Source organism: Roseovarius sp. 217 (assembly GCF_000152845.1).
GTDB lineage: Bacteria > Pseudomonadota > Alphaproteobacteria > Rhodobacterales > Rhodobacteraceae > Roseovarius.
Genome location: NZ_CH902584.1, coordinates 1,704,921 through 1,718,192, shown reverse-complemented (window position 1 = coordinate 1,718,192; position 13,272 = coordinate 1,704,921). Strand labels below are relative to the sequence as shown.

At 63.5% G+C, this 13,272-nt stretch carries 16 protein-coding genes; 8 read left to right on the top strand and 8 right to left on the bottom strand.

Going from position 1 to position 13,272, the window contains the following annotated elements:
• The 4 genes from rplT to pyk all read right to left on the bottom strand — a co-directional run bounded on the left by rplT (position 1) and on the right by pyk (position 2,427).
• Positions 1–366 (bottom strand): 50S ribosomal protein L20, encoded by a 366-nt coding sequence (gene rplT / locus ROS217_RS08230; protein WP_009817248.1) that lies wholly within the window; start codon positions 364–366, stop codon positions 1–3.
• Between the two features lie 14 nt (positions 367–380).
• Positions 381–581, bottom strand: a complete 201-nt coding sequence (rpmI, locus tag ROS217_RS08225) for a 50S ribosomal protein L35 (RefSeq protein WP_008279522.1) — start codon at positions 579–581, stop codon at positions 381–383.
• Positions 582–715: 134 nt separating this feature from the next.
• Entirely contained in the window at positions 716–940 is a 225-nt protein-coding gene (locus ROS217_RS08220) for a hypothetical protein (RefSeq protein ID WP_009817247.1), read from the bottom strand.
• A gap of 41 nt (positions 941–981) precedes the next feature.
• Positions 982–2,427, bottom strand: coding sequence for a pyruvate kinase (pyk, locus tag ROS217_RS08215; protein ID WP_009817246.1), 1,446 nt, complete (start codon positions 2,425–2,427; stop codon positions 982–984).
• 106 nt (positions 2,428–2,533) lie between these two features.
• Here pyk and ROS217_RS08210 point away from each other — a divergent pair, with 106 nt between their 5' ends.
• The 4 genes from ROS217_RS08210 (at position 2,534) to ROS217_RS08195 (ending at position 5,889) form a co-directional block, all read left to right on the top strand.
• Complete coding sequence (locus ROS217_RS08210; RefSeq protein ID WP_009817245.1) at positions 2,534–3,295, top strand: N-formylglutamate amidohydrolase; 762 nt, start codon at positions 2,534–2,536, stop codon at positions 3,293–3,295.
• 55 nt (positions 3,296–3,350) lie between these two features.
• Entirely contained in the window at positions 3,351–3,665 is a 315-nt protein-coding gene (locus tag ROS217_RS08205) for a DUF1244 domain-containing protein (protein WP_009817244.1), read from the top strand.
• A gap of 55 nt (positions 3,666–3,720) precedes the next feature.
• On the top strand, positions 3,721–4,416 hold the full coding sequence (locus tag ROS217_RS08200; protein ID WP_009817243.1) for a glutathione S-transferase family protein: 696 nt from the start codon (positions 3,721–3,723) through the stop codon (positions 4,414–4,416).
• 99 nt (positions 4,417–4,515) lie between these two features.
• Positions 4,516–5,889 (top strand): L-serine ammonia-lyase, encoded by a 1,374-nt coding sequence (locus tag ROS217_RS08195; protein WP_009817242.1) that lies wholly within the window; start codon positions 4,516–4,518, stop codon positions 5,887–5,889.
• Between the two features lie 200 nt (positions 5,890–6,089).
• Here ROS217_RS08195 and arsC read toward each other — a convergent pair whose 3' ends face one another.
• From arsC to ROS217_RS08180, 3 genes are read right to left on the bottom strand one after another with little or no spacing between them, the layout of a single operon-like run.
• Positions 6,090–6,443 (bottom strand): arsenate reductase (glutaredoxin), encoded by a 354-nt coding sequence (arsC, locus tag ROS217_RS08190; protein WP_009817241.1) that lies wholly within the window; start codon positions 6,441–6,443, stop codon positions 6,090–6,092.
• Positions 6,434–7,492 (bottom strand): quinone-dependent dihydroorotate dehydrogenase, encoded by a 1,059-nt coding sequence (locus tag ROS217_RS08185; protein ID WP_009817240.1) that lies wholly within the window; start codon positions 7,490–7,492, stop codon positions 6,434–6,436. The genes arsC and ROS217_RS08185 overlap by 10 nt, the downstream gene beginning before the upstream one ends.
• On the bottom strand, positions 7,489–7,827 hold the full coding sequence (locus tag ROS217_RS08180; protein WP_009817239.1) for a DUF952 domain-containing protein: 339 nt from the start codon (positions 7,825–7,827) through the stop codon (positions 7,489–7,491). The genes ROS217_RS08185 and ROS217_RS08180 overlap by 4 nt, the downstream gene beginning before the upstream one ends.
• 98 nt (positions 7,828–7,925) lie before the next feature.
• Between ROS217_RS08180 and cmk the strand changes: the two genes are divergently transcribed.
• The 4 genes from cmk to rpsA all read left to right on the top strand — a co-directional run bounded on the left by cmk (position 7,926) and on the right by rpsA (position 11,474).
• Positions 7,926–8,534 (top strand): (d)CMP kinase, encoded by a 609-nt coding sequence (cmk, locus tag ROS217_RS08175; protein ID WP_009817238.1) that lies wholly within the window; start codon positions 7,926–7,928, stop codon positions 8,532–8,534.
• Positions 8,535–8,650: 116 nt separating this feature from the next.
• Positions 8,651–9,040, top strand: coding sequence for a DUF4168 domain-containing protein (locus ROS217_RS08170; protein WP_009817237.1), 390 nt, complete (start codon positions 8,651–8,653; stop codon positions 9,038–9,040).
• Between the two features lie 64 nt (positions 9,041–9,104).
• Positions 9,105–9,554 (top strand): pentapeptide repeat-containing protein, encoded by a 450-nt coding sequence (locus ROS217_RS08165; RefSeq protein ID WP_009817236.1) that lies wholly within the window; start codon positions 9,105–9,107, stop codon positions 9,552–9,554.
• A gap of 240 nt (positions 9,555–9,794) precedes the next feature.
• Positions 9,795–11,474, top strand: coding sequence for a 30S ribosomal protein S1 (gene rpsA / locus ROS217_RS08160; RefSeq protein ID WP_083781522.1), 1,680 nt, complete (start codon positions 9,795–9,797; stop codon positions 11,472–11,474).
• A 348-nt stretch (positions 11,475–11,822) separates the two neighbouring features.
• Here rpsA and glmM read toward each other — a convergent pair whose 3' ends face one another.
• The gene (gene glmM, locus ROS217_RS08155; RefSeq protein WP_009817234.1) at positions 11,823–13,163 is read right to left on the bottom strand and encodes a phosphoglucosamine mutase; all 1,341 of its coding nucleotides are present in this window, start codon (positions 13,161–13,163) and stop codon (positions 11,823–11,825) included.
• Positions 13,164–13,272 lie beyond the last annotated feature (109 nt).

The following is a 13,272-nucleotide window of genomic DNA, read 5'->3' as shown; positions in this document are numbered from 1 at the left end:
TCAGGCGGCCAGCGCACCCTTGGCTTGGTCCACGATCGCGCCGAACGCAGCGGGTTCGTGCACGGCCAGATCGGCCAGGACCTTGCGGTCTACCTCGACCCCGGCCAGTGCCAGACCATTGATGAACCGCGAGTAGGTCAGCGATTCATCATGCGCACGCACAGCCGCGTTAATCCGCTGAATCCACAGCGCACGGAAATTGCGCTTGCGGTTCTTGCGGTCGCGGGTCGCGTATTGGTTGGCCTTATCGACGGCCTGTGCAGCCACCTTGAAGGTGTTTTTCCGGCGGCCATAGTAACCCTTGGCGGCCTTGATGACTTTCTTGTGACGGGCGTGGGTGACAACCCCACCTTTGACGCGTGACATATCCTAAATCCTCCTTAGCGCGCGTAGGGCATCATTGGCTTGATGATACCTTCATCAGCCTTTGACAACGTGGTCGTACCGCGAGCGTTACGAAGGAATTTGTTGCTGCGTTTGATCATGCCATGGCGCTTGCCGGCCTGTGCGGCCACCACGCGGCCCGAGGCCGTCACTTTGAACCGCTTTTTGCAGCTCGACTTGGTCTTCATCTTGGGCATTTCCGGCTCCTCTAATAGGTCGGTAGGACCACACGACTCGGCATGCCACATCGGGCCGGTCGTGCGGGATGAGCGCGCCGTATACGCGCCCACGAAATATTGTTCAAGAGGCTTTGACCCCGACGCCGGGCCGCTCAGCCCACGTAGCGCGCAATCACCCGCACAAGCACCTCCGGCAAGTCGCCAAAGCTGTAACCACCCGGCTTGTTGTTGATCGCCCAGACCACGAGTCCCCCCGATGCTATCAGCGTAAAGGCCGCCACCCGCGGCGAACGACCCTCGGAAAAGGCCGACAGAATCGAAGGTATCGAAAACACCCCCAACACCATGCCGATTGCCATCGCCAGATCAGGATCCATTCCACACCTCCGGAAAATATCTTTAACTAAACCGTTACAGTTTAGCCCGGATCGGTGGCGTAAATCAAACTTTCCTGACAGGGGGCCACGCGCAGGATATTCGTCGTCCCCGGCACGTTAAAGGGCACACCTGCGGTGACCACGATCTGATCGCTCTCGGTGGCATAGCCATGCGCCCGCGCCGCCCGCGCGGCATTGATCACCGCCATCTTGAACCGCGTCAATTCCCCGGTCATCACACAGGTCACACCCCAGGTCAGCGCCAGCCGCCGCGCCGTGCCAAGAAGGCTGGTCAGCGCCAGAATCGGCACACGCGGCCGCTCGCGCGCGGTCAAGAGCGCGGTGGTGCCCGACTCCGTATAGCAGCAGATCACCTTGATATTGGCGGTCTCGGCGATCTCGCGCGCGGCGGCCACGATGCCATCGGCCACGGTCTGTCGATCCACCCGGCGGCTCGCCTCGATCACCTCGCGGTAAATCGGATCGCCCTCAACCTCGATCGCCACATTATCCATCGTGCGCACCGCCTCAACGGGATAGTGCCCCGCCGCCGATTCCGCCGAGAGCATGATCGCGTCCGATCCCTCATAAATCGCGGTCGCCACGTCCGAAACCTCGGCGCGTGTCGGCATCGGGCTGTCGATCATCGACTCGAGCATCTGCGTCGCCACGATCACAGGCTTGGCCACGGCCCGACACCGCCGGATCAACCGCTTCTGAATCGGCGGTACGTTCTGCACCGGCAATTCCACCCCCAGATCGCCACGCGCCACCATGATCCCGTCGCTGACCGCCAGGATTTCATCAAACCGCGTCACCCCGGCAGGCTTTTCGATCTTCGACATGATCGCGGCGCGACCCCGCACCAGGTCGCGCGCTTCGGTCACATCCTCGGGCCGCTGCACGAAACTCAGCGCCAGCCAATCGACCCCTAGCTCACAGATGAACTCCAGATCTGACAAATCCTTTTCCGACAACGCCGCCAGCGGCAGCACCACATCAGGCACGTTCACGCCTTTGCGATTCGAAATGATACCGCCGGCAATCACGTCGCAATCGGCAAACTCGGGTCCGCAGGCGGTCACGCGCAGCCGGATCTTGCCATCATTGACCAGCAGGTTCGCCCCCGGCTCCAGCGCCGCGAAAATCTCCGGATGCGGCAGGCAAACGCGGGTCACATCCCCCTCTGCCTCGTCGAGATCGAGGCGGAAGGCCGCCCCCGGGATCAGCTCTTCCTCACCCTTGGCAAACACCCCAACCCGCAGCTTCGGCCCCTGCAAATCACCCAAGATTGCAATCGGGCTGTCCAGATCCGATTCGACCTGCCGGATGATCCGATGCCGCTCGGAAATATCGGCCTGCGTGCCATGGCTCATGTTGAGACGAAACACATCCGCCCCCGCCTCGTGCAGCGCCCGGATCGTATCATAATCGGACGAGGCCGGGCCCAGCGTGGCCACGATCTTGACATTGCGGTTGCGTCTCATTTCATGCGTCCTTCATCTCTTGCATCGCCAGCAATGTTAACGCTAACATCGCCCTTTCGCGCCTTATCGCGCAATTCACATTGTCTCGCAACTGTTCTAAAGGACGATGACAGGAAAAACCAAGCCAATGATGTATCACCCCTTCCAGATCGACGGGCAGGACCGTCCCGAACGCTGGCTCGTGACCTGCGATCACGCCAGCAACCGCGTGCCGGAGTTCGTCAATGACGGCTGCCTTGGCGTGGCCCCTGCCGACATGGCCCGCCATATCGCCTATGATGTGGGGGCCGCCGGTGTGACCCGCGCCTTGGCCGAGGCCTTGGGTGGCCCCGCCATCCTCAGCAATTTCTCGCGCCTCGTGATCGACCCAAACCGGGGCGAGGATGATCCGACCCTTGTCATGCGCCTCTATGACGGCACGATCATCCCCGCCAATCGCCACGCTGCGCCCGAGGATATAGACCGCCGCCTGAACCGGCTCTACCGCCCCTATCATACGGCCTTGGCCAAATTGGCCGCGCGCCGCGCCGATACGGTCATTGTCTCGATCCACAGTTTCACACCGCAATTGCGCGCCCGCCCGCCCCGCCCCTGGCATATCGGCCTGCTCTATGCCGCCGATGCGCGTCTGGCCAAACCGCTTCTGGCGCGCCTCAGCCAAGAGCCTGACCTCTGCGTCGGCGATAACGAGCCTTACACCGGCCATCTGCCCGGCGATGCCATCGCCCGCCATGCCATCGCCTATGAGCGGCCCAATGTGCTGATTGAACTGCGCAACGACCTGATTGAAACCCCCGCGCAACAGACCGCTTGGGCGCTCCGCCTCGCCCCCATCCTGCAAGAGGTCGCGGCCCGGACCGGCCTCTGACCCATCCCCCAAAAGGCCCATCCCCTAAAGGCCCATCCCCCAAAGGAGTGTGACAATGGACGACCAGACCAGACTTGAGCTTGAGGCCGCCGCCTTCCGCACCCTGCGCGCGCATCTGATGGAAAAACGCGCCGATGTGCAGAATATCGACATGATGAACCTCGCCGGTTTTTGCCGCAACTGCCTCAGCCGCTGGGTGCAAGAGGCCGCCAACGCGCGTGGCATCGAGATGTCCAAGGAAGACGCCCGCGAAATGTTCTACGGCATGCCCTATGACGACTGGAAGGCGCAGAACCAGACCGAGGCCAGCGCCGACCAACAGGCGGCTTTCACCAAATCCTTCGCCGAGAATGTCGGCCCCAAGGACTGAACCCGTCTTTCATCGTTCTTCAAATACTCAAAACTCCCCCGCCCGAGAGTGTCCGATGACCGCGCCCTACCGCCTGCATTACGCCCCCGACAACGCCTCGGTGATCGTCCGCCTCACCCTCGAAGAGCTGGGTGTGCCTTATGAAACGCTGCTGCTGGAACGCTCGAAACAGGCGCAGGCGGCCCCCGCCTATCTGGCGCTCAACCCCGGCGGGCTGATCCCGACGCTGGAAACCCCGGAGGGAACCATATTCGAGACGGGGGCAATTCTCCTCTGGCTCGCCGACCGGCATGGGCGGCTTGCCCCTGCCCCCGATGCGCCCGCGCGCGGCGATTTTCTCAAATGGCTGTTCTATCTCGCGAACACAGCCCACACCGCCCTGCGCATGAGCTTTTATCCAGAGAAATACGTGGGCCCAGATCAAGGCGCACAAGACCTCTTGCGCGCCACGATGCAGGCGCACTTTGCAGGCCATCTGGATATCCTCGAAACCCGCGCCACGCCGTGGTTTTCCACGGATTGCCCCTCGGTTCTGGATTACTACCTCGCCTGCCTCATGCGCTGGCGCGCGCTCTATCCAGAGGGCCTGTGCTCTGGCTATGACGCAAACGCATGGCCCCGCCTCACCCGCCTGCTGGAGCATCTGGAAACCCGGCCCGCCACCCAGCGCGCCGCCTTGGCTGAAGGTCTGGGCGCACAGCCCTTCACAGCCCCGGACTATTGCAATCCGCCCGAGGGCAGCGCCACCTGATCCGATCAGATGACAATGCGGCGGCCTTGAATCGTCGCTTTCGGACAAGTAGATCAAAGGGCAAGCGGCGATAAGACCCGCAATCAGGGAGCGCGCCACATGTTTCTATCCGTCTTCGATATGTTCAAGGTGGGCATCGGCCCCTCTTCCTCGCATACCATGGGGCCGATGGTCGCCGCCGCGCGTTTCTTGGACAAAATGCGCGCCTCGCCCTTCCATTACGCCGGGTTGCGTGGCTCGTTGCACGGAAGCCTCGCCTTTACCGGCGTTGGCCATGCCAGTGACCGCGCCACGATCCTTGGCCTCGCGGGCTATCTGCCCGACACCTATGATCACGACCGCGCCGAGGCCACGCTGGAGGACATTCGCGAAACCCATAGCGTGACACCCCCCGGCCTGCCGAGGCTCAAACTCCACCCAAAGGAAGACCTGATCTTCGACTTCGGCCCCAACCTGCCCGGCCATGCCAATGGCATGATCCTGATGGCCACCGACGCCCAAGGCGACGTGATCCTGCAAGAGACCTATTATTCCATCGGCGGCGGCTTTGTGCTGACCGAGGCGGAATTGGCCGCAGGCAAGGCCACCGACGACGGCACGCCCATCCCCTACCCGTTCAAATCCGCCGCCGAGATGCTGGAAATGGCTGAACGCTCCGGCAAGAGCATCGCCCAGATGAAACGCGCCAATGAGATCGCGCGCGGCGGCCCGGAAAACCTGCGCTCCGGCGTGGCGCGCATCTGGCAGGTGATGAACGACTGCATCGAGCGCGGCCTCAACGCCGAGGGCATCCTGCCCGGCGGTCTCAAGGTCAAACGCCGCGCCAAGGGCATTCGCGACGCGCTGGTGGCCGAGCGCGGCACCAACCTCACCGCCCCGCACAAGATCAACGACTGGATGAGCGCCTATGCCATGGCGGTGAACGAGGAAAACGCCGCCGGCGGGCAGGTTGTCACCGCGCCGACAAATGGCGCGGCGGGCGTGGTGCCGGCTGTGATCAAATACTGGCTGGAGCATGTGCCCGGCGCCCACGAAGGCCAGATCGAAGAATTCCTGCTCACCGCCGCCGCCATCGGTGGTCTGGTAAAATACAACGCCTCGATTTCCGGGGCCGAGGCAGGCTGTCAGGCCGAGGTGGGTTCTGCCGCCGCCATGGGTGCGGCTGGCCTTGCCGCCGTGTTGGGCGGCACCCCCGCCCAGATCGAAAACGCCGCCGAGATTGCGCTGGAACACCACCTTGGCATGACCTGCGACCCGGTGCGCGGTCTGGTGCAGGTGCCCTGCATCGAGCGCAATGGCTTGGGCGCGATCAAGGCGGTCTCCGCCGCCTCTCTGGCGTTGCGTGGCGACGGCACCCACCTCGTGCCGCTCGACGCCTGCATCGAGACCATGCGCCAGACCGGCCTCGACATGAGCGAGAAATACAAGGAAACCTCGCTCGGTGGTCTCGCGGTCAATATCCCGAATTGTTGAGGGGGTAGCTTGTTTCCGCGCGCGGATCGCTGGGCCGGGGACTAGCGATGCGACGGCTGAAACTGCCGCTTTATTCCGGCCAAATCCGTATGACCCCTCAGTGTTGCGCTCCCTGTCAAAATCGCTAGGCCGCGGGACGGCCCAGCGATCGCGCGGCGGCGCTCCGCGCCTTGTTCCGCGCGGATGGCATTCAATACGGACTAGACCCCAATCACCCCCAGCACCGCCTCCGGTGGCCGCCCGATCACCGCGCGCGCGGCCCCTATCGCAATCGGCCGCTCAATCAGAATCGGATGCGCGGCCATCGCCGCCAGCAGATCCTCCGCCACACTCTCGCCGTGCAGCCCCAGCGCCTTGAACTGCGGCTCACAGGGGCGCATCATCTCAATCGGCGCAGCCCCCAACAGCGCCAGAACCCTCCGCACCTCAGCCACACCCGGCGCATCCTCCAGATAGCGCCGCACAACCACCTCTGCCCCATGCTGCTGCAACAGCGCCAGACCGGCGCGCGACTTGGAACAGCGGGGATTGTGCCAATAGGTGATCACAGCCATTTCTCACGCTCCGTGCCCACCGCCTCCGCCACGCTGCCAAACCCGTCCCGCGCCAGCAACCGATCCAGCCCCCGCGCAATCTCGCTGACCAAAGACATCCCCTGATAGACCAGCGCCGAATAGAGCTGCACAGCACTCGCCCCGGCGCGGATCTTGGCATAGGCCTGTTCGGCACTGGCAATGCCCCCCACCCCGATCAGCGGCATCTCACCCGCCGTCAACTGCGACAGCCGCGCCAATACCCGCGTCGACTTTTCAAAGAGCGGCTGCCCCGACAGCCCCCCCGCCTCGCCCTTCGCGGCACTTACCAGCCCCTCACGGCCCAGCGTCGTATTGGTGGCAATGATCCCGTTCAGGCCCGACGCCCGCGCCACATCGGCGATCTCACTCAAGTCCACATCGCTCAGATCCGGCGCGATCTTGAGAAAGACCGGGATCGGCTGCGGCAACCAATCGCGCGCCTCCATCACCCCTTTCAAGAGGCCCATCAATGCCTCTGCCCCCTGCAAATCGCGCAGCTTCTCGGTGTTCGGACTGCTGACATTGACCGTGGCGAAATCCAGATGCGCTCCACAATGCGCCAGCACGCGGGCGAAATCCTCGGCCCGGTCGGCGCTGTCCTTGTTGGCCCCTAGGTTGAGGCCGATCACGGCATCCCTTGGCCGTGCCGCCAACCGTGCCGCCGCCGCCTCCATCCCAAGATTGTTGAAACCGAATCGGTTGATCACCGCGCGGTCCTCGCTCAGCCGAAAGAGACGCGGACGCGGATTGCCCGGCTGCGCACGCGGCGTGACTGCCCCCACCTCGATAAAGCCAAACCCGGCACGGGCAAGCGGCCCCAGCGCCTCGGCGTTCTTGTCAAACCCCGCCGCCAATCCCACCGGATTGGGCAGGCGCAACCCCGCCAGATTGGTCCGCAGCCGTGCGCTGGTATAGGCGCCCGGCGTGGGCACCAGACCCAGTTGCAACGCGCGGAGCGCCAGACCATGCGCCCGCTCCGGATCGACCCGGTGCAAGAGGCCAAGACCCAGACGCTCCATCCCGCTCATTCCAGACCTGCCGGAAACTGATGCACCCCGTCCATCAGCGGCAAGGGCTGCGCCCAGGCCACATCCGACAGTCTCATCTCGCGGTAGAGATGCGGAAACAGCGCGCCGCCGCGCGACGGCTCCCACTTCAGCGCCTCGCCCAACCGGTCCGCCGCAACCGCGACCAGCATCAACCCATCGGCCCCGGCAAAATGCTTGGCCGCTGTCTCCGCCGCCTGTTCGGCAGTCGAGAAATGCACATAGCCATCGGCCAGATCGACCGGCGCGCCAGCACTCTCGCCCGCCGCCCGCAACTCGGCCCATTCCGGGCCATGCAATATCTTGTATATCATCATGCAGGCGTGATGCCTTGACCCCGACCTCCAGTCAAGCGGCGCTTGAGACCGCCGCCCCAATCGGCTAGTCAGAGGGTCCGATCACGAAAGGGCAGCCCATGGCGTTCACCATCGCAATTGACGGACCCGCAGCGGCGGGCAAGGGCACCATTGGACGCGCACTCAGCGGCCATTTCGGCTTTGCCCATCTCGACACCGGCCTGCTCTACCGCGCCACCGGACGGCGCATGCTCTCCGGGCTGGACCCGGTCGAGGCCGCGCGATCCCTGCGCGCCGAGGATCTCGACGCCGATGATCTGCGCACCCCCGACGTCAGTCAGGCCGCCAGCCGCGTGGCCGCCATCCCCGAAGTGCGCCAGGCACTCCTCGACTTTCAGCGCGCCTTTGCCCGGCGCGCGGGCGGGGCCGTGCTCGACGGGCGCGACATCGGCACCGTCATCTGCCCCGACGCCGAGGTCAAACTCTACGTCACCGCCTCCGACACGGAACGCGCCCGCCGCCGACATCTCGAACTGACGCAAAAGGGCCACAACGTCACGCTGGATGAGGTCGCCCAAGACCTGCAACAACGCGACGCCCGCGACAGCGCCCGCGCCACCGCCCCCCTCAAACCCGCAGACGATGCGGTGCTGCTCGACACCTCCGAGATGAGCATCGAAGAGGCCACCAAACGCGCCATCGCGATCGTCGTCGCCGCACTGCGCTGACCCTCGCAACTGGCAGGATGCCGCCCATCCGGTTGCATGCCCCGGCATGGCTCTTACGTTTGTTGGCAACAGGCCCGCCTGTTGCCAACCGCAAACCAGAGCCGAAAGGAGGCACCATGTCCTTCCGCAAGACACTGACCGCATCCACCACCGCCATCGCCTTGGCGCTCGCAGCGGCCCCCATGGCCGCCTTCACCGCCCAGAGCGCTGCGGCGCAAGAGGCCGGGGACTATTCCGACCAAGAGCTTGACGCCTTCACCAGCGCCCTGATCGAAGTGGCAAGCGTGCGCGAGAAATACACACCTCTCGTGCAAAGCGCGGAAACCGAGGATCAAAAGGCCGCCATCGTCGAAGAGGCCAACACCGAGATCACCGAAGTGATCGAGGGCACCGAAGGGCTGACAATGGACAGCTATCTCGAGATTGCGCAGGCCGCGAGCACGGATCAGGCCCTCAACAAACGGATCGTCGAGCGCGTTCAGGCGCAGGACACGGCCGTTCAATAAACTGCGACAACCGGGGGCAACCCTGCCCCCGGACCGCTTGCCGCAAGCTGCAAAGGACTTTGCCATGACCCGCCCCCTTGCCCTCGCCGCCTGCCTCATGGCCCTCGCCGCCTGCCTCATGGCCCTCGCCAGCCCCACTCTCAGCGACTCAACTGAACTCAGCGAGACCGGCTCCTGCCCGGGGTGCGATCTGTCAAAGGCGGGGTTTGCGGATCAGGCCTTGGTCGGTGCCAACCTCACCGGAGCGATACTGGAGGACGGAGACTTTTCCACCAGCAACCTCTTTTTGGCCCAGTTGGACGACGCCCGCGCCGACCGCGTCAATTTCCGCAACGCCTCGCTCAAGGCGACCACCTTTGTCGGGGCGTCCCTGCGCGGGGCCGATTTCCGCGGCGCAGATCTGTCGGGGGCGCGGCTCAAGGATGCCGACATCACCGATGCCCGCTTTGACGGGGCGATTCTCTGCAATACCGTGATGCCCGACGGTGAACTGTCGCGCGACTCCTGCCAATAGGCCCGCTCAAGGGGCTGGATCACGCCAAATTCCATCCTCACAGGCTTGATTATCCCACCAAGCCGCTGTATACGCGCGCCTGTCACCAAAGGCGAATAAGGCCACAGGACACAAGAGATCGAGCAGGGTCGGGACCACCGGCCCTCTTTGTTTTGTGACCCGCCCGACCAATGAAACCCGCAAAGACCGGCGGAGACAACCGCGCGGCCAGAAAACCGTTAAAAGGAAACCAGAGACCACATGGCTCAACATACATCTATGGAGGAATTCGAAGCCCTCCTGAACGAAAGCTTCGAAATGGACACACCCGAGGAAGGGTCTGTTGTCAAAGGCCGCGTCATCGCAATCGAAGCGGGACAGGCCATCATCGACGTCGGCTACAAAATGGAAGGCCGCGTTGATCTGAAAGAATTCGCAAATCCCGGCGAGACCCCCGACATTTCCGTCGGCGACGAAGTCGAAGTTTTCCTGCGTTCGGCAGAGAATTCCCGTGGCGAAGCCGTGATCAGCCGCGAGATGGCCCGCCGCGAAGAGGCATGGGACCGTCTTGAAAAGGCATATGCCGACGAAGAGCGTGTCGATGGCGCGATCTTTGGTCGCGTCAAAGGTGGCTTTACCGTCGATCTCGGCGGTGCCGTGGCCTTCCTGCCCGGCTCTCAGGTCGATGTCCGCCCCGTGCGCGACGCTGGCCCGCTGATGGGTCTCAAACAGCCGTTCCAGATCCTTAAGATGGACCGTCGTCGTGGCAATATCGTTGTGTCGCGCCGCGCCATCCTCGAAGAATCGCGCGCCGAACAGCGCGCCGAGGTGATCGGCAACCTGACCGAAGGCCAGACCGTTGACGGTGTGGTCAAGAACATCACCGAATACGGTGCCTTCGTTGATCTGGGCGGTGTGGACGGCCTCTTGCATGTCACCGACATGGCATGGCGTCGCGTCAACCACCCCTCCGAGATCCTGACAATCGGCGAAACCGTCAAGGTGCAGGTCATCAAGATCAACAAAGACACCCACCGCATTTCGCTGGGCATGAAGCAGCTGCAAGAAGATCCGTGGGATCTGGTTGCCGCCAAATACCCGCTGGAATCGACCCATACGGGCCGCGTGACCAACATCACCGATTACGGCGCATTCGTAGAGCTGGAGCCGGGCGTCGAAGGCCTTGTTCACGTCTCGGAAATGTCCTGGACCAAGAAAAACGTCCACCCCGGCAAGATCGTCTCGACCTCTCAGGAAGTCGAAGTCATGGTGCTGGAAATCGACGGTGCCAAGCGCCGCGTGTCGCTCGGTCTCAAGCAGACGATGCGCAACCCGTGGGAAGTGTTTGCAGAAACACACCCCGAGGGCACCGAGGTCGAGGGCGAAGTCAAGAACATCACCGAATTCGGTCTCTTCATCGGTCTCGAAGGCGAGATCGACGGCATGGTTCACCTCTCGGACCTCAGCTGGGACGAGCGCGGCGAAGATGCCATCCAGAGCTACAAAAAGGGTGACATGGTTCACGCCGTCGTGTCCGAAGTAGACATCGAGAAAGAGCGTATCTCGCTCTCGATCAAGGCTCTGGGCGGCGACAAGTTCTCCGAGGCCGTCGGTGGCGTCAAGCGTGGCTCGGTGATCACCGTGGCCGTGACCGCAATCGAGGATGGTGGCATCGAAGTGGAATACGAGGGCATGAAGTCCTTTATCCGCCGCTCCGACCTCAGCCGCGACCGCGCCGACCAGCGCCCCGAGCGTTTCTCGGTCGGTGACAAGCTCGACGTGCGCGTGACCAATGTCGACGCCAAGACCCGCCGTCTGGGTCTCTCGATCAAGGCCCGCGAAATCGCCGAAGAGAAAGAAGCCGTCGAACAGTATGGCTCCTCCGACTCGGGTGCCTCGCTCGGCGACATCCTCGGCGCAGCCCTCAAGGGCGACCGCTAAACAGACCGCAACCGGCATCACGCCGGTTGCAGGTTCGCAAATACGAAGCGGCCCCACCGATCCGGCGGGGCCGTTTTGCGTTTGGGGGGATATCAATGACCGGACATCTATCGACCACCGATGAGCCGCGCGGTGCCCGTCCGCCGGGTGGGCGCTGCTACGCTATCGGCTGGCATTTTATATCCGCAAAATACTTCCGCGTTATCAAGAGACTACGACGTTGCAAAAGCGCCCGCCCGAGGGGGCGGACCATGCCAGAGGCATGCCTTCAGCATGACCGCTGCGCGGCGGCGCTACGCGCCTTGATTCCGCGCGGGGGTGCATGCGGCCTAGGCCAGCATTCCCCCCTCAACTCTCCTGCCGCACCGCGCCCACCACCGCATCCATCACCTGATCCAGAACCGCCGGATTGAGCGCCTCCGCCATCACCCGGATCAACGGCTCCGTGCCCGAGGGCCGCACCAACAGCCGCCCATCGCCGCCCAACAGCTTTTCCGCCGCCGCCATGGCGCTCTGCACCGCATCGGACGCCATCGGGTCTTTGCCCTTGGCAAAGCGCACATTGATCAACTTCTGCGGCACCGGCTCGAAGACCTGCGCCAGACCACTGGCCTTTTCACCCGTCTCGACCATCGCCGCCAGAAACTGCAACGCCCCGATCAACCCATCGCCGGTGGTGGCATAATCGGTCATCACGATATGGCCCGACTGCTCTCCGCCCAGATTGTGCCCGCCGGCGCGCATCGCCTCGACCACATAGCGATCCCCTACCGCCGTGCGCCTGAGGTTAATCCCCTGCGCCTCCAGATGCCGCTCCAGCCCCAGATTGGACATCACCGTCGCCACCAGCGTATTGCCCGCCAGCCGACCCTCACGTGCCCAGCGCGTCGCAATCAACGCCATGAACTGATCGCCATCCGCAATCTTGCCCTCCTCGTCGATCAACACGACCCGGTCGGCATCGCCATCCAGACAAATTCCCAGATCGGCCCGCGTCTCCAGCACCTTGCGGGCGGCGGCCTGAGGCTTCGTCGATCCGCAATCGAGGTTGATGTTGAACCCGTCCGGCTCCACCCCCATGGTGATCACCTCAGCGCCCAACTCCCACAACACTTCCGGCGCGGTGCGATAGGCCGCGCCATTGGCGCAATCGAGCACAATCCTCAGCCCCTCCAGCCGCCGCCGATGCGGAAAGGTGGTCTTGGCATATTCCACATAGCGCCCGCGCGCATCATCGATCCGCTTGGCCCGACCGATGTTCTCCGGCGACGCGAGGCGCGCGCCCTCATCCAGCAACTGCGCGATTCCCGCCTCCACCTCATCACTCAGCTTGTAGCCATCCGGCCCAAATAGCTTGATCCCGTTGTCAGAGGCCGGATTATGGCTGGCCGAGATCATCACCCCAACATCGGCCCGCAAAGAGTGGGTCAGATAGCCAATCGCGGGCGTCGGCACCGGCCCCAGCAGAAACACGTTCATCCCCGTCGAGGTGAATCCGGCTGTCAGCGCATATTCGATCATATAGCCCGACCGGCGCGTGTCCTTGCCGATCACCACGCGATGCTCCTGCTTGTCGCGACGGAAATACCGCCCCGCCGCCGCCCCCAGTTGCAGCGCCACATCCGCCGTCATCGGCCAGCTATTCGCCTGCCCCCGGACCCCATCGGTCCCAAACAGCTTTGCCCCCATCGTGTCTCTCCTTATCCACTCAACGCCACAGGCTTGACCTGTTTTCCCCTACAGGACCCTGCAACGCGTTGACACACCCGATTCGACCCCCAATACAGTCAAACGCAGA

Bases quoted from the DNA above. Each gene is read 5' to 3' on its own strand.
- rplT (WP_009817248.1), bottom strand. From the start codon at position 366: ATGTCACGCGTCAAAGGTGGGGTTGTCACCCACGCCCGTCACAAGAAA.
- rpmI (WP_008279522.1), bottom strand. From the start codon at position 581: ATGCCCAAGATGAAGACCAAGTCGAGCTGCAAAAAGCGGTTCAAAGTG.
- ROS217_RS08220 (WP_009817247.1), bottom strand. From the start codon at position 940: ATGGATCCTGATCTGGCGATGGCAATCGGCATGGTGTTGGGGGTGTTT.
- pyk (WP_009817246.1), bottom strand. From the start codon at position 2,427: ATGAGACGCAACCGCAATGTCAAGATCGTGGCCACGCTGGGCCCGGCC.
- ROS217_RS08210 (WP_009817245.1), top strand. From the start codon at position 2,534: ATGACAGGAAAAACCAAGCCAATGATGTATCACCCCTTCCAGATCGAC.
- ROS217_RS08205 (WP_009817244.1), top strand. From the start codon at position 3,351: ATGGACGACCAGACCAGACTTGAGCTTGAGGCCGCCGCCTTCCGCACC.
- ROS217_RS08200 (WP_009817243.1), top strand. From the start codon at position 3,721: ATGACCGCGCCCTACCGCCTGCATTACGCCCCCGACAACGCCTCGGTG.
- ROS217_RS08195 (WP_009817242.1), top strand. From the start codon at position 4,516: ATGTTTCTATCCGTCTTCGATATGTTCAAGGTGGGCATCGGCCCCTCT.
- arsC (WP_009817241.1), bottom strand. From the start codon at position 6,443: ATGGCTGTGATCACCTATTGGCACAATCCCCGCTGTTCCAAGTCGCGC.
- ROS217_RS08185 (WP_009817240.1), bottom strand. From the start codon at position 7,492: ATGAGCGGGATGGAGCGTCTGGGTCTTGGCCTCTTGCACCGGGTCGAT.
- ROS217_RS08180 (WP_009817239.1), bottom strand. From the start codon at position 7,827: ATGATGATATACAAGATATTGCATGGCCCGGAATGGGCCGAGTTGCGG.
- cmk (WP_009817238.1), top strand. From the start codon at position 7,926: ATGGCGTTCACCATCGCAATTGACGGACCCGCAGCGGCGGGCAAGGGC.
- ROS217_RS08170 (WP_009817237.1), top strand. From the start codon at position 8,651: ATGTCCTTCCGCAAGACACTGACCGCATCCACCACCGCCATCGCCTTG.
- ROS217_RS08165 (WP_009817236.1), top strand. From the start codon at position 9,105: ATGACCCGCCCCCTTGCCCTCGCCGCCTGCCTCATGGCCCTCGCCGCC.
- rpsA (WP_083781522.1), top strand. From the start codon at position 9,795: ATGGCTCAACATACATCTATGGAGGAATTCGAAGCCCTCCTGAACGAA.
- glmM (WP_009817234.1), bottom strand. From the start codon at position 13,163: ATGGGGGCAAAGCTGTTTGGGACCGATGGGGTCCGGGGGCAGGCGAAT.